We start from the raw sequence: 14,046 nt of genomic DNA, 5'->3' as shown, positions 1-14,046 counted from the left end.
CGTGCCCCTACTCGGCCTTTTTTATCGGAAAAAGGCTGCAATCCCAATAAGAGGAAACCATGTTCAAACCACTCGCCATCAGTCTTGCCATCGCCGCCGCCTTTCCCGCCTTCTCCCACGCCGAGGACGACATGCTGCGCGTTAATGTCACCGGATCGAATATCCGCGTCAGCGAAAAGGAGGGCGCCAGCGCCGTGCAAGTCATCACGGCCAAGGAATTGAAAGCCAGCGGCAAGACCAGCGTGTCGGACGTGCTGCGCGCCATCTCCGCCAATAGCGGCAACAGCTATAACGAACAATATACGGGCAGTTTCTCGGCCGGCACCTCGGGCCTGTCGCTGCGCGGTATCGGCCAGCAAAACACCCTGATCCTGGTGAATGGCCGCCGCGTGGCCAGCTATGCCACGGCGCAGGATTTGCAGCAGACCTTCGTTGACCTCAACAGCCTGCCGATGGCGGCCGTGCAGCGCATCGAAGTGCTCAAGGATGGCGCCTCGTCCGTGTATGGTTCCGACGCCGTGGCCGGCGTGGTCAACATCATCCTGTACAAGGAATTCACGGGCACGGACATCACGGCGCAATGGGGCGGCTCGACGCAAGGCACGGGCCAGCACGAAAAGAGCGCGGCGCTGCAAACGGGTTTCGGCAAGCTCGAGGAAGATGGCTACAGCGTGGTCTTCTCGGTCGACGCGCAGCAGCGCGACAAGCTGCAGCAGAGCGACGTGGCATGGCTGCGCGATGCCGATTACCGCCAGCAGCAGCGCGGCAGCCTGGGATGGACCGCCACGAATTACGCCGGCAACGATCCCACGCAGACGCTCGGTGGCGTGCGCGGTCCGCTGCAACTGGTGCCATACAACGACATCAATCCCGATCGCAGCGGCCAGGTGCTGGCCTACAATCCGGCGCCGTACAAAACGCTGATCCCGGGTATCCAGCGTATCCACTCGTCGCTGCGCGGCACCCTCAAGCTGAACGCGGACACGGAAGCGTATGTCGACCTGTTGCACAGTTACTCGCGCGCCGACCAGACCTTCAGCGCGCCTCTGACGGTGAATAACGCCACGCGCGTGTGGAACAACAGCACCAAGTTGCTCGATACCATACCCGTGGTGCTGCCCGTGGGTCACCCGAACAATCCGGGCACGACACCCTTGCCGTTCACGGCCACCCTGTTCGACCTGGGACCGCGCCTGAAGCAGGACCGCGTCACCTTCTACCGCGCGCTGGCCGGCGCCAAGGGCACCTGGGCGGGCTGGGACTGGGATACGGCCGTGGCCCATTCCAGCAGCAAGTTGGAGGAAACGGTGCAGAACTTCGTCAACCGCTACGAATTCCAGAAAGTGCTGGCCGAGGGCAGCTACAATTTCTATGACCAGTCGCAAAACAGCGAAGCCGTGCGCAACCGCCTGCGCCTGTCGACCCTGCGCCCAGCCGAGTCGACCCTCGACACGCTCGACTTCTCGGCGGCCAAGGATATCTGGAACTTGCCGGCGGGCCCGCTGGGCTTTGCCGCCGGTGCCCAGTGGCGACGCGAAAAAATGGATTCGCAAACCTCGACGGCCGTGCTGTCGGGCACGGAACTGCGCCCCGCACTCAATATCATCAACGGCTCGCGCAATGTGTCGGCCCTGTTTGCCGAATTCAATGTGCCCGTCGTAAAAGACCTGTCCGTCAATGTGGCGGGCCGCGCCGACCATTACAGCGACTTTGGCAATGCGTTTTCGCCGAAAGCCAGCGCGCGCTACCAGGCAGCGCCCTGGTTGTTGCTGCGCGGCACCGTTTCACGCGCCTTCCGTGCCCCGTCGCTGCCGGAAATCACCGACAGCACGGCCGTCAGCTATACCGGCGTGATCGATGCCCGCGATCCGCTGACGCCAACGCAGTCGCGCGGCGTGACGGTCATGACCATCGCCAATCCGAACCTGCGCCCCGAGCGGTCGAACAACCTGAACCTGGGCGTGGTGGTGTCGCCCACCAGCAGTTCGAGCATCGGCCTCGATTACTACCGCATCAAGCAGGATGGCGTGATCGGCACGGCCAGCGCCACCACTATCCTCGAGAATGAAAGCACGGCGCCGCAACAGATCACGCGCGGTGCCGATGGGCGCATCACGACCCTGTACCGCCAATTCCGCAACCAGGGCCAGCGCGAAGTGTCGGGCATCGATATCGACCTGCGCCAGCGCTTCGTCGACAAGGACTGGGGCAAGCTGACCCTGGCTGGCCAGCTGAGCCGCGTACTGCGCTTTGCCGAACCGCTGTCCGATGGCGCGCCGCTGACCGATGGCGCCGGCACCAATCATTTCGGTTCCATCCCGAAATGGCGCGGCGTCTCGTCGGCCACCTGGGAACAGGGAAAATGGTCGTCCACGCTCACATGGAACTATGTGGGCAGCTATGCGCAGGAGACGCACCTCAATGAATCGGTGGCTGCCTTCAGTACCTTTGACGTGACCAGCAGCTGGCAGGTGACACCACAGGCGAACGTCACCTTCATCGTGCAAAACCTGGCCAACAAACGGGCTCCCTGGGACTATGCCTCCACCGGCTTTGACTTTACCCAGGCCGATCCGCGCGGGCGCGTTGCGGCACTCAAGCTGAACTACAAGTTCTAGCCGCCCGCCGCCTGCCGCTGGCCCGTCTGCTCCTGCAGGCGCTGGCGGTAGGCGCTGGGCGTGACGCCCATGCGTTCGCGAAAGGCGGTGGCGAAGTTGCCCGCGTTGTGAAAGCCGATCAGCAGGGCGACATCCTGCACATCGATGTCGGTCTGCTGCAGCAATTCCACGCCGCGGGCAATGCGCGCTTCGCGGATGAAGGCGAAGACTGTCATGCCCGTCTGCTCGCGGAACATCAGGGTCAGCTTTTCACGGTAAGTGCCCACGCTGCGGGCGATTTCGGACAGGTTCGGCAGGCTGCCCAGGTTGTCGAGAATGAGTTGCTTGACCGCATTGACGAATACCAGGTCGGGATGCTGCTGCTTGTCGCTGATCGGAGTCGTTGCCGGCAAGGTACTGTTGCTTTTACGCATCAACCCCAGGTGGATATGGATGCGCGCGGCCAGTTCTTCCGGCGTGAACGGCTTCGAAATGTAGTCGACGCCCCCCACCTGCAAGCCCATGATGCGTTCCTTGGCGGCATCGGCGCCACTGAGAAAGATCACGGGAATCTCTTCCGTTTCGGGATTGGCCTTGAGCAAACGGCATGCCGTGTAGCCATCCATCTCGGGCATGCGCACATCGAGCAGAATCAGGTCGGGATGCGTGGCCAGTGCCAGCTGGTAGCCCTGGTAGCCGTTGAACGCGATGCTGAAACGGTATGGCTGTTCGCTGAGCAGCTCCATCAGCATGCGCTGCTCGAACGCGGAATCGTCCACGATCAGAATATTTTTTTTGATGGTTTCGCTGGTCAATGGCATGGAATGGATGACTTAACCAAAAAGCAAGTTGTGGCTTATTATGCGCTGCTTTTCCTTTTTTTTCTGCTTTTCTCGTGTTTCAAAAGATGTTTCTCCGCAGGAAGAAGCGCGGATTTCCCAGATCGCCAATAATAAACTCACGCATTGATTTTAAGCAATGTCGCTTGCCAAAAAAGCTGTTTTGTCAATGCTGCAAAAAGTGCCGGAGTCCCCGGGTTTCTGACTCTCGGCATACGTATTTTGTCGTCCTGGTTTGCGTGCCCAAGAAAACGCCGGCAATACCGTGACTATCCTCGAAGCCCCTCAAATTGGCGGGCTCATTAATGATGTTCCATCATCAGGAGGTATCATGTTGCGAGTTATTTTCCCCCGCCTTATCGTTGCTGCCAGCGTGGCTGTGGCCGCCACGGCGCTCCTGCCTCGTAGCGCCGACGCAGCCGTGTATCTGAATGGCAGCGCCAGCACCACCTTTGACGTTACCCTGAAAATCATCGCCAATTGCACCATCGTGGCGGCCAATCTCGACTTTGGCCAAAGTCAGGGTGTACTGGCTACTGCCGTGAACGTCAATACGACCGTGAATGTCACCTGCACCAATACCACGCTGTATAACGTGGGCTTGACGGCCGGCACGGGCACCGGGTCGACCGGCACCACGCGCTACCTGAGCGGCACCGGCGGCAACCTGGGGACGGTGCAATTCAATCTGTACCAGACGGCCGGCAGCACCTTGTGGGGCGATATCCAGGGCACGAATACCGTCGCTGGTACCGGCAACGGCTCCGCGCAGCCGATCACGGTGTACGGCAACATTCCGCCGCAAGCGACACCGGCACCCGATACCTACAAGTCGATCATCACAGCCACCGTTTACTTTTAAGCCGGGCGCTGCGTGACGGCCGGTGTTGCTTCCCTGATGAAAGGCGTGCTGGCGCTGCTGGCCTGCTGCGCTGCGGGCGCGCACGGCGCCAGTCTGCAGATTTCACCGGTGACGCTCAATTTGCGCGCGGCACAGAATGCAGCCGGCATCAACCTGCAAAACCTCGGTGACCAGCCCATCTACGGGCAGGTGCGGGTGTTCGTCTGGGATCAGCGCGATGGCGAGGAAACGCTGGCGCCGACGCAGGAACTGGTGGCCAGTCCGCCGATCGTCGAAATCGCCGCCAATAGCCGGCAGACCATCCGCCTGGTGCGTGCCCAGGCTGGCACTGTCGCGCAGGAAAAGACGTATCGCGTGCTCATCGATGAAGTCAGCCGCGAGGATGAGGCGGGCCGCAGCGGCGTCGATATCCGTCTGCGCTATTCGGTGCCCGTGTTCGTGCTGCCGGCCGGCGCGCCGGGCAAGGAAGTACTCGACTGGCAAGTTTTTCGCGACCAGGGCGAGTGGATGTTGCGTATCAAAAACAGTGGCAATGTCCATGCGCAGATCGGTGCGATGACGTTCACGAACCAGGCGGGCAAGGAGTTTGTCATTAGCAAGGGGCTGTTTGGTTATGTCCTGGCGGCACGCATGCGCGTATGGCGCCTGCCCATTGCCAGGGAGGCCGAACTGGATGGACCGTTGAGTATCGCGGTAAATGTGAATGCCAAGGCACTCATTGCCAAGAATTCGACACCTTGAACATGGCTGCCATGACGGGCCGGCTTGCTGCGCGCCCCGGGCATGGGCGCAAGCGGCCACATCATGAAACGCGTACTGGCATCGTTGCTGTTGCTGGCCATGGCGCCGCTGGCCAGGGCCGATGGCGCGGCGGCCATGACGGGCGCCGATCCGGGCCCTGCCAGCTTGCCCAGCGATCCGGCGGCGCCGAATGAACTGTATCTGGAGGTCACTGTGAATGCTGAACCAACCGGGCTGATCTTGCGCTTTACCCAGGTGGGCAAAGGCTTGCGCAGCAGTGTGGCGACCTTGCAGCAGCTGGGGCTGGACCCGGCGCGCCTGGTCGCACCCGGTCAGACCGAGGTGGCGCTCGAGGCGATTCCCGGCCTCAGCTATGAATATGATGCGGCGCGCCAGAGCGTGTCGCTGCAAGTGGCGGACGACTTGCGTTCGCCCTACCGCATCAGCGCGCGCACGGTGGCGCTGACGCCGCCATCGCGCGTCACGCCCGGCGCCGTCCTCAATTACGAAGCCTATGCGGAGCTGGGGCAGACGCGGCGCGCCGCCATCTTCAACGACTTGCGCTATTTCAATGACAGCGGCGTGTTCAGCAATACCGGCACCTTGAACTTGGGGTCGGATCAGCGCAAGTACATGCGCTTCGACACCTTCTGGAGCCACGCCGACCCCGAGACCTTGCAAACGTGGCAGGTGGGCGACCTGATTTCCTCGTCGCTGAGCTGGAGCCGCGCCGTGCGTGTCGGTGGTGTGCAGTGGCGCAAGAATTTCCAGCTGCGCCCCGACCTGCTGACCTTTCCTGTCGCCTCTGTCGATGGCACGGCGCTCGTGCCTTCGTCGCTGAGCCTGTATGTCAATGGCGTGCAGCAATATGCTGCCAGCGTGCCCAGCGGTCCGTTTGTGCTGAACCAGGTGGCCGGCATCAATGGCGCCGGGCAAGCCACCCTCATCACGCGCGATGCGCTGGGACGCAGCGTGACGACCGTGCTGCCCCTGTATGTCGATACGCGCATGCTGGCCAGCGGCTTGAGCGATTACTCGGTCGAGGCGGGCGCCGTGCGGCGCGACTATGGCCGCCGCCTGTTCGGCTATGAGCGGCAACTGGTCGTCAGCGCTTCCGGCCGCCATGGCGTCAGCGACAGTCTCACCCTCGAAGGCCATGCGGAACTGGCCGCCGGCCTGTATCAGGCGGGCGCGGGCGCGCTGGTGCGGCTGGGCCAGGCGGGCGTGCTCAACGGTTCACTGTCGGCCAGCGCCGGCCGCAGCCGCGGCGCGCAGTTGGGCGCTGGCTATCAGTACATGGGGCCGCGCTTCAGCGTCGATGTGCAAAGCGTGCGCGCCAGCGCCGGGTTTGGGGACCTGGCCTCGCGCGACGGCAGCCCCGTGGTGCGCGCGGCGGACCGCTTCACCGTCAGCCTGCCATTGCCGGCAGGAAGTAGTATCAGCAGCAGCTATATCAGCTACCGCACGCCTGGCGCGCCGCCATCGAAGCTTGCCACCGTGGGTTATTCGGCCACCCTGTTTCACGGCCTGTTCTTCAACGCCAGCCTGTTCCAGGATTTGCGGCAACGCGAGAAGCGGGGCTTTTACTTCGGTCTGAGCATGGCTTTCGACAACAATCTGGCCGTCAGCGTGTACAGCAGCCGGCAAAACGGCGAGAACGGCCGCAGCGTCAGCGCGCAGCGCGCGGCGGACTTTGGCGGCGGTTTCGGCTGGAACTTGCAAGCTGGCACGACGGGCGGCAATGCCTACCGGCAGGCGCAAGTGGAATACCTGGGCAATGACGGCCGCGTGAGCGCGCGCACGCAAAACAGCAGCATGGGCAATGCCTCCTCGCTGGGCGCGGCCGGCGCGCTGGTGTTGATGGATGGCCATGTCGAGGCGGCGCGCCAGGTGGGCAACGGTTTTGCGCTGGTATCCACGGGCGGCGTGGGTAATATTCCTGTGCTGCATGAAAACCGCCAGATCGGTGTGACGGGCAGGGACGGCTATCTGCTGGTGCCGAATTTGAACCCCTATGGCAATAATCAGATCAGCATCGCCACGGAGGAACTCGATGTGGATGCGCGGGTGCCCGCGAGTAATATCAATGTCGTTCCGCAACACCTGGCGGGCGTGCTGGCGGCCTTTCCCATCGAGCGCTACAGCGCGGCCACCGTCATCGTCCAGGATGCGCAGGGCAAGCCGTTGGCTACGGGCTTGCCCGTGTTGCACGTGCAAAGCGGCAAGCAGACGGTGGTGGGATTTGACGGCATCGTTTTCGTCGACGATCTGCTCGAGCAGAATCAGTTGCAAGTCGGCGAAGGCGACAGCGCGTGCACCTTGCGTTTTGCCTATGTGCGTCCTGCCGCGGGCGGCTTGCCCGTGATCGGGCCGCTGCATTGCGCAGCGGCAGCCAGCGCCGGGGCAGGCCGCTGATGCGCCGCCTGCTGCTATGGCTGACTCTGCTGCTGGGCTGCGCCTGGGGCAGCGTGGCGCAGGCGGCCGATACCTGCACGGTCAGCATGACGAATATCGATTTCGGCTCCGTCAGCCCGATTTCCGGCGCCGATTACGTGGCGCAGGCAACGGGGACCTTCAGCTGCCTGTTCTCGTCGCTGAACCTGGGGCAGTTGCTCACGCCGAATGCGCAAGTGTGCATCTCGCTGGGGCTGGGCACGAATTCCACCTCGGCCCTGCCGCGCAAGCTGGGCAATGGCATCAATCGCATGGAGTACAACGTGTACGTGGACAGTTCGTATGCCACGGCGAAGATCTGGGGCGGCGCCGGCGTGACGGGCGCGCCGTCGACCTTCGGCATGATCCTGTCGGCCGGTTTGCTGGCGCCGCCCGGCACCTATTCCACCACCTTTACCGTGTATGCAAAGATCCCTGCCGGCACCGCCCTGGCCGCCGTGCCCACGGTCGCCAACGCCAATACCGTGTATACCTCGAGCTTTGCCGGCGTGGGTACCTACACCTACACCACCTATGGCCTCGTCAACCTGCAAGGTTGCACGGCCACCAGCGGCAGCTTCGGTTTCACGGTGAATGCCACGGCAGTCAACGATTGCACCATCGCGGCCACGCCGATGGCGTTCGCGAACGCCTCCATCCTGACGGGCAATTTGCGCAGCACCAGCACCTTGTCCGTGCGCTGCGTGAATAACAACGCGTATCAGATTGCCCTGAACGGCGGCAGCGTGGCGGCCAATGTGGCCAATCGCCAGATGAAAAATATCTTAACGACGGACAAGGTCAGTTACCTGCTGTCAGCCACCCTCGATGGCGCGCCATGGGGAGATGGCACGGCAGGCACGAGCATGGTGACGGGGACGGGCACGGGCGCCAGCGTGCCGCTGACGATTTATGGCCGCGTGCCGGCGCAGGTATCGCCGCGCCCCGGCGACTACAAGGACACAGTGACGGCAACGATTTATTTTTAGAACGTGACGGTGACGAGGCCGGCGCCCGATGGCATTGCCTGCTGGTGCAGCAGATAGGGCGTGTTGTGCTGGCAGCGCACTTGGGCGCCGCCGCGCTGCGAGACGATGGTGCACGCTTCATGGACGACGAAGGTGGCCTGGAGTGTCGCGGAAGACACGGTACCGGCGGTGGTGGTCTGGCAAACGGACAGGGCGAGCAGGGCTGGCAGTACGGCAAGCTTCAAAGGGGTCATCGTGAACGCATTGAGTGAAAAACGGGCGTGGCTGACACCGTTTTTCGTACCGGGATTGGGGAATTGAACGAGCCATGATTGTACTTGAACAAGAAAAGCGTGAGTTTTTGCGTATTTTCAAGCCGCTACCCGTGGTGTCAATGTCACTTGCAAAGTGATAGTAACTAAGTGTCCGTGTTGCAACTGAGCGTGTTGCAACTGAAATATTTTTCGATTGTTGTGTTGAATCAACGTGAGGAGATGGTCATGAAACATACCAACTTTAATAATTTGCCCTGCCCGATTGCACGCAGCCTGGGCAAGGTGGGTGAATGGTGGAGCATCCTCATTCTGCGCGAAGCGTTTTATGGCAAGACGCGTTTCGACGAATTTGAAAAAAGCCTCAAGATCGCGCCCACCATCCTGACGCGCCGCCTGGCCGACTTGGTGGAAGGGGGCTTGATGACGCGCCGCCTGTATTGCGCCAAGCCGCCCCGCTACGACTATGTGCTGACCAAGTCCGGCCGCGCCTTCAAGCCCGTCTTGCTGGCGTTTATTGCCTGGGGCAATGAAAACTTCGCGCCGGAAGGCGCCAGCCTCGTCATTGCCAGCCGTGACACGGGCCTGGCCGCCGATCCGGTGCTGGTCGACGCCACGACGGGCCTGCCTATCAATGACGAGTATTACGCCTTCGCGCCTGGGCCTGCCGCCAGCGACAGCATGCGCAACATCATCCTCGATGCGGAAAAAAGCAGCGGCATCGCACCCAAGCCGAAGGCGCCGGCCGCCAACCGCGGCTGGGTGGCGGAAGTGCATCTGGCTTGACGGCACGCTGGCAGGCGAGCACCAGGTTTGGCGAAAAGCAAAGCGGACAAGGCGGCATGGCCTTACTGTCGCATGACAGCAAGATTTTTTGCGCGAGACCAGTGCGGCGCAAGCCCGGCTCGGCTGTACGGGCAGGGCAGGGCGCCATCCGTGATCCGATGTCCGTTGAAGGAGTACTGCGATGACCACATTGCCACAACACGTACGCCGCGCCGCCAGCATGCTGGCGCTGGCCGCCCTGCTGGGCGCCTGTTCCCATGGCCCGCATCACCCGGGCGACCATGACGTCACCTTGACGGGCGCGCAGGAAGTGCCGGCCAACACCAGCACGGCCAGCGGCAGCAGCACTATCCGCGTCGCCGACGACCTCAGTGTCAGCGGTGGCGTGCGCTATACGGGTATGGTAGCCACCGTCGCGCATATTCATGAAGCGCCCGCCGGCGCCAATGGCCCCGTCATCGTGCCGCTGGTGAAAACCGCCGAAGGCATGTTTGCCGTGCCGGACGGCGCCATGCTCACGCCGCCCCAGTATGCGAGCTACCAGGCCGGCAAGCTGTACGTGAACGTGCACAGCGCCGCCTACCCGGCTGGCGAGATCCGCGCCCAGCTCAAGCCCTAGCCGGCCAGCGGCGTTTTTCCCGAAACCTCCTTGGGCCGCGCGAGCGGCCTTTTTTTGCGCCCGGCGGCCAGCCAGTGCAGCGCGCTACAATGGCGCTCCATGCTGACCATCCTCGCCATCACCTTTCCCTTCTTCGCCCTGGTGCTGTGCGGCTACCTGGCCGTGCGCCGCAAGCTGCTGCCGCTGGCCGCCATCGGCGGCTTGAACAGTTTTGTCCTGTACTTCGCGCTGCCCTGCATGCTGTACCGCTTCGGCGCCGCCACGCCCATCGCGCAACTGCTCGACGCCAGCGTGTTTGGCGTGTATCTGCTGTGCGCGCTGATCATGGTGGGTGTCACCATGGCCATGGCCATGACCCTGAGCCACCGCATCGACTGGAACAACGCCGCCTTCGGTGCGCTGGTGGCGGCCTTCCCGAATACGGGCTTCATGGGCGTGCCCCTGCTATTGACCTTGCTCGGTCCCCGTTCCTCAGGGCCCGTCATCGTCACCATCGTCGTCGATATGTTGATGACCAGTTCCCTGTGCATCGCCTTGTCGCGCATCGGCAGCGGCGGCGCGCACGGCAGCCGCGCCGCCGTCGGCAATGCCCTGAAGGGCATGGCCGGCAACCCGATGCCGTGGGCGATTGTGTTCGGCGCCCTGTCGTCGTGGCTGGAACTGGCCCTGCCCAAGCCATTGATGCAGACGGTGGGCCTGCTGGCCGACGCCGCCTCTCCTGTTGCCCTGTTTACCATTGGCGCCGTACTGGCCCGTTCGCAGATGAGCACCAGCGACCCGGCGCCGCTGGGGGAATATGTGCCCGTGGCGCTGAAAAACTGCTGCTGCATCCGCTGCTGGTGTGGGGCATCGGCCACGCGGCCATCGCGCTGGGCGCGCCGCTCGATCCGTTCGCGCTGACCTGCATGGTGCTGGTGGCCTGCCTGCCCAGCGCCAGCAATGTGTCGCTGCTGTCCGAGCGCTTCGGGGCGAACACGGCGCGCATCGCCCGCATCATTCTGGTCTCGACGGCGCTGTCGTTTTTGACGTTCTCGGCGGCCGTCAGCTGGCTGGCGTGAGGTTGGATTCGTTGACCCTCGCCTCGCCGCGCGCTATGCGCATCGTCGTGAGCACAGCGACGGCGCGCATCGCCCGCATCATCCTGGTCTCAACGGCGCTGTCGTTTTTGACGTTTTCAGCGGCCGTCAGCTGGCTGGCGTGAGGTTGGCGGCGATCAGCGCGCCGAGCGCCTGCGCCGCGCCGGGTTGATTGTCCAGCGCCAGGCCATGCGCCATGCTGGCCTGGTCTTGCATGCTGCGGTTCTGCCCCAGCTTCCATTTCCCCGTGATGCGGGTGAGGGGGATTTCGATGCCGACGATGGCTTTCACGAGCTTCTCGATATAGCCGGCCGGCGCATCGGCGATTGTCCACGGCATCGCCAGGCCAGCTTCATGACGTGTCGTCAGCCGTTCCAGCAAGTCCATCAGCCATGCCGCATCATCGATGGCGCGCAGGGGACCGTGGGCATGCACGACCGCGTAATTGAAGGTTGGCACTTCCTTGCCGCTGCGCTGCTTTTCCGCATACCAGGCGGGCGTGATATAGGCGTGCGGCCCCTGGAAAATCACCATGCAGTCATCGTTCACGCCGGCGCCGCGCCACAGCGGGTTGGCGCGCGCCACGTGGGCGCGCAGGATGCCGAACGGCGCCTCGGGCGTGGGCGCGGTGATCTCGAAAGGCAGATGGTCGGCGCACAAACCATCCTCGCCATGGTGCACCAGCGCGCCCAGCGGATGCGCGTCGATCAGGCCATGCAGCACGTCGAGGCGCTCTTCGCGAAAGCTGGCGGGCGTGTACATCTAGTGCGCTCCTTCCACGACCACATCGGCCGTCAGCGAATTGGCGATGTAGCAGCGCGCGTGCGCGTCGTGGTGCAGGGCGGCCAGCGCGTCGGGCGAGGGCGGCGTTCCCGCAAACGCGATGCGGGGACGCAGCACGATGCGCGTCATGGCCAGGCGCCCGGCGGCATTCTTGCCCAGTTCGCCGACGGCGTCGTCACGGTAGTCGTCGATGACGTAGCCGCGCTGGGCCGCCAGCGACAGGAAGAACAACATATGGCAGCTCGACGTAGCGGCCACCAGCGCTTCTTCCGGGTCGATATTTTCCGCCACCGACATGGGCAGCGGCACGGACAAGGGCGACGACGAGGCGGGCACGCGCAAGCCGCCGTCGAACTGCCATTCATGGCCACGGCTGTAGCGCTGGCCGGCGAAATCCTGGCCGTCGCGCTGCCAGGCCACGTTGGCGAAAAACTGATGCATGGGTGCTCCGCAAGAGTGAGGGGATGCGCCATCTTAGCGCTTGTTTTGGCTATTTAAAATAGCCAATAAATGCTATCTTTAAGCTACCAATTTAAACGCCATCCCACCATGCCAGCTTCGCACCTGAACCAGATCATCGCCGCCCTGCCGCTGCAGCGCGGCGCCATCGAGCCGCTGTTTCGCCAGCTGTATGCGGCCATCAAGGCCGCCATCCTCGATGGCCGCATCAGTCCCGGCATGCAGCTGCCGCCCACGCGCGACTTTTGCCGCCTGCTGGCCGTGTCGCGCCAGACGGTGCTCAATGCGTATGCGCAACTGGCGGCCGAAGGTTATCTCGATGGCGCCGTGGGGCGCGGCACCTTTGTCAGTCGCGACGTTCCGCTGCCCGTGCCCCAGCCCGCGCCGGCCGGCAAGGCGGAAGCGCCCGGCTTGCTGCGGCCCCTGTCGGCGCGCGGGCAGGGCGTGGTGGCGGCCATGCGCCAGGTGGCCTTCCACCGGGGGCCGCTGCGCGCATTTCGCGTCGGCATGCCGCGCATCGACCATTTCCCGTTCGACGTGTGGAACCGCCTGGAAGCGCGGCGCTGGCGCCGGCCCGACCACCATTTCGGCTACAGCGACCCGGCCGGCTTCCTGCCGCTGCGCGAGCTGCTGTGCGTGTACCTGAAGGCCTCGCGCGGCGTCCAGTGCACGCCGCAGCAGATCGTCATCACCTCGGGCTCGCAGCAGGCGCTGTTCTTGCTGTCGACCATCCTGCTGGCGCCGGGCGACTCGGCCTGGATGGAGTCGCCCGGCTACCGGGGCGCCAGCGGCCCCTTGCGCGCGGCCGGCGCGCGCGTGTTTCCCGTCCCCGTCGATGCGCAGGGGCTCGATGTGGCGTACGGCGTGGCGCACTGCCCGCAGGCGAAGCTGGCATACGTGACGCCATCGCACCAGATGCCGTTGGGCGTGAGCATGAGCTTGCCCCGCCGCCTTGCCCTGCTGGCCTGGGCCGCGCACAACAAGGCGTGGCTGGTGGAAGACGATTACGACAGCGAATACCGTTACGCGGGCGCGCCGCTGGCCTCGCTGCAAAGCCTGGACCGCGATGGTTGCGTGGTCTATGTGGGGACGATGTCGAAGGTGCTGTTTCCCGGGCTGCGCCTCGGTTACATGGTGGCGCCGCCCGCGCTGGCGGAAGCGCTGGTGCAAGCCAAGGCCGTGATGGACCGCCACACGGCCATCGTGCCGCAGATGGCGCTGGCGGACTTCATCGCCGAGGGCCACTTTGGCCGGCATATCCGCCGCACGCGAGACAGCAATGCCGAACGGCGCGATCTGCTGGTGCGCGGCTTGGCGCGTGAACTCGACGACCAGCTCGCGTGCGGACCGGCCGAAAGCGGCCTGGAACTGTGCGCGTATTTTCGCGGCGAACACGATGAAGAAACGGTCGCGCGCGCGGGCCTGGCACGGGGCATCGAATTGCGCCCGCTGGGCCACTATGCCGATCCGGCGGCGGGGCCGGCGTGCGCCACGCCGCCAGGGCTGCTGCTGGGCTTTACGGCAATTCCCCCGGCCGAGATGGCGCACGGTTTGCTGGAACTGGGGCGCCTCCTGCGCGGCCGATAAACTATACTGGTGCTTGCCCGCACA

The 14,046-nt window shown here is 63.9% G+C and carries 13 protein-coding genes and 1 pseudogene; 10 read left to right on the top strand and 4 right to left on the bottom strand.

Translation table 11 applies throughout. The features are described 5' to 3' along the window. The first annotated feature begins 59 nt into the window (after nt 1-59). Nucleotides 60-2,618 carry a TonB-dependent receptor gene (locus tag ACQ4WY_RS13810; protein WP_436504617.1) on the top strand — a complete coding sequence of 853 codons (2,559 nt, stop codon included), beginning with the start codon at nt 60-62 and terminating at the stop codon, nt 2,616-2,618. Here ACQ4WY_RS13810 and ACQ4WY_RS13805 read toward each other — a convergent pair. After that, complete coding sequence (locus ACQ4WY_RS13805; RefSeq protein ID WP_436504616.1) at nt 2,615-3,418, bottom strand: response regulator transcription factor; 804 nt, start codon at nt 3,416-3,418, stop codon at nt 2,615-2,617. The two genes, ACQ4WY_RS13810 and ACQ4WY_RS13805, sit on opposite strands and share 4 nt — an antisense overlap. 349 nt (nt 3,419-3,767) lie before the next feature. On the opposite strand from ACQ4WY_RS13805, the gene ACQ4WY_RS13800 reads away from it, so the two are divergent. The 4 genes from ACQ4WY_RS13800 (at nt 3,768) to ACQ4WY_RS13785 (ending at nt 8,461) form a co-directional block, all read left to right on the top strand. Then, nucleotides 3,768-4,298 (top strand): Csu type fimbrial protein, encoded by a 531-nt coding sequence (locus tag ACQ4WY_RS13800; RefSeq protein ID WP_436504615.1) that lies wholly within the window; start codon nt 3,768-3,770, stop codon nt 4,296-4,298. A gap of 12 nt (nt 4,299-4,310) precedes the next feature. Beyond that, nucleotides 4,311-5,039, top strand: a complete 729-nt coding sequence (locus ACQ4WY_RS13795; RefSeq protein WP_436504614.1) for a fimbrial biogenesis chaperone — start codon at nt 4,311-4,313, stop codon at nt 5,037-5,039. Between the two features lie 63 nt (nt 5,040-5,102). Further along, entirely contained in the window at nt 5,103-7,454 is a 2,352-nt protein-coding gene (locus ACQ4WY_RS13790) for a fimbria/pilus outer membrane usher protein (protein ID WP_436504613.1), read from the top strand. Continuing rightward, a complete protein-coding gene (locus ACQ4WY_RS13785) occupies nt 7,454-8,461 on the top strand; it encodes a Csu type fimbrial protein (protein WP_436504612.1) in 1,008 nt (335 codons plus the stop codon). The genes ACQ4WY_RS13790 and ACQ4WY_RS13785 overlap by 1 nt, the downstream gene beginning before the upstream one ends. Here ACQ4WY_RS13785 and ACQ4WY_RS13780 read toward each other — a convergent pair. Beyond that, a complete protein-coding gene (locus ACQ4WY_RS13780) occupies nt 8,458-8,694 on the bottom strand; it encodes a hypothetical protein (protein WP_436504611.1) in 237 nt (78 codons plus the stop codon). The two genes, ACQ4WY_RS13785 and ACQ4WY_RS13780, sit on opposite strands and share 4 nt — an antisense overlap. Before the next feature lie 246 nt (nt 8,695-8,940). Here ACQ4WY_RS13780 and ACQ4WY_RS13775 point away from each other — a divergent pair, with 246 nt between their 5' ends. From ACQ4WY_RS13775 to ACQ4WY_RS13760, 4 genes and pseudogenes are all read left to right on the top strand, one after another. Further along, nucleotides 8,941-9,498, top strand: a complete 558-nt coding sequence (locus ACQ4WY_RS13775; protein WP_436504610.1) for a winged helix-turn-helix transcriptional regulator — start codon at nt 8,941-8,943, stop codon at nt 9,496-9,498. Nucleotides 9,499-9,679: 181 nt separating this feature from the next. After that, entirely contained in the window at nt 9,680-10,117 is a 438-nt protein-coding gene (locus ACQ4WY_RS13770) for a CHRD domain-containing protein (protein ID WP_436504609.1), read from the top strand. Between the two features lie 99 nt (nt 10,118-10,216). Beyond that, nucleotides 10,217-11,175, top strand: a pseudogene (locus tag ACQ4WY_RS13765) (AEC family transporter). Between the two features lie 2 nt (nt 11,176-11,177). Then, nucleotides 11,178-11,318: a hypothetical protein gene (locus ACQ4WY_RS13760; RefSeq protein ID WP_436504608.1), complete on the top strand. Its 141-nt coding sequence runs from the start codon at nt 11,178-11,180 to the stop codon at nt 11,316-11,318. Here the strand turns inward: ACQ4WY_RS13760 and ACQ4WY_RS13755 are convergent. Together ACQ4WY_RS13755 and ACQ4WY_RS13750 are read right to left on the bottom strand one after the other, a co-directional pair. Next, nucleotides 11,302-11,955, bottom strand: a complete 654-nt coding sequence (locus tag ACQ4WY_RS13755; RefSeq protein WP_436504607.1) for an FMN-binding negative transcriptional regulator — start codon at nt 11,953-11,955, stop codon at nt 11,302-11,304. The two genes, ACQ4WY_RS13760 and ACQ4WY_RS13755, sit on opposite strands and share 17 nt — an antisense overlap. Then, nucleotides 11,956-12,417 carry an OsmC family protein gene (locus tag ACQ4WY_RS13750; RefSeq protein ID WP_436504606.1) on the bottom strand — a complete coding sequence of 154 codons (462 nt, stop codon included), beginning with the start codon at nt 12,415-12,417 and terminating at the stop codon, nt 11,956-11,958. Nucleotides 12,418-12,525: 108 nt separating this feature from the next. Here ACQ4WY_RS13750 and pdxR point away from each other — a divergent pair, with 108 nt between their 5' ends. Beyond that, a complete protein-coding gene (gene pdxR / locus ACQ4WY_RS13745) occupies nt 12,526-14,022 on the top strand; it encodes a MocR-like pyridoxine biosynthesis transcription factor PdxR (RefSeq protein ID WP_436504605.1) in 1,497 nt (498 codons plus the stop codon). The last annotated feature ends 24 nt before the right edge of the window (nt 14,023-14,046 follow it).

The sequence above is a fragment of the Janthinobacterium salmonicoloratum genome (genome assembly GCF_051380845.1).
Taxonomy (GTDB): Bacteria; Pseudomonadota; Gammaproteobacteria; order Burkholderiales; family Burkholderiaceae_D; genus Janthinobacterium; species Janthinobacterium lividum_F.
Note: the sequence above shows the minus strand (reverse complement) of the source record. Positions and strands in the feature narration are given on the sequence as shown.

Bases quoted from the DNA above. Each gene is read 5' to 3' on its own strand.
- ACQ4WY_RS13810 (WP_436504617.1), top strand. From the start codon at position 60: ATGTTCAAACCACTCGCCATCAGTCTTGCCATCGCCGCCGCCTTTCCC.
- ACQ4WY_RS13805 (WP_436504616.1), bottom strand. From the start codon at position 3,418: ATGCCATTGACCAGCGAAACCATCAAAAAAAATATTCTGATCGTGGAC.
- ACQ4WY_RS13800 (WP_436504615.1), top strand. From the start codon at position 3,768: ATGTTGCGAGTTATTTTCCCCCGCCTTATCGTTGCTGCCAGCGTGGCT.
- ACQ4WY_RS13790 (WP_436504613.1), top strand. From the start codon at position 5,103: ATGAAACGCGTACTGGCATCGTTGCTGTTGCTGGCCATGGCGCCGCTG.
- ACQ4WY_RS13785 (WP_436504612.1), top strand. From the start codon at position 7,454: ATGCGCCGCCTGCTGCTATGGCTGACTCTGCTGCTGGGCTGCGCCTGG.
- ACQ4WY_RS13780 (WP_436504611.1), bottom strand. From the start codon at position 8,694: ATGACCCCTTTGAAGCTTGCCGTACTGCCAGCCCTGCTCGCCCTGTCC.
- ACQ4WY_RS13775 (WP_436504610.1), top strand. From the start codon at position 8,941: ATGAAACATACCAACTTTAATAATTTGCCCTGCCCGATTGCACGCAGC.
- ACQ4WY_RS13770 (WP_436504609.1), top strand. From the start codon at position 9,680: ATGACCACATTGCCACAACACGTACGCCGCGCCGCCAGCATGCTGGCG.
- ACQ4WY_RS13755 (WP_436504607.1), bottom strand. From the start codon at position 11,955: ATGTACACGCCCGCCAGCTTTCGCGAAGAGCGCCTCGACGTGCTGCAT.
- ACQ4WY_RS13750 (WP_436504606.1), bottom strand. From the start codon at position 12,417: ATGCATCAGTTTTTCGCCAACGTGGCCTGGCAGCGCGACGGCCAGGAT.
- pdxR (WP_436504605.1), top strand. From the start codon at position 12,526: ATGCCAGCTTCGCACCTGAACCAGATCATCGCCGCCCTGCCGCTGCAG.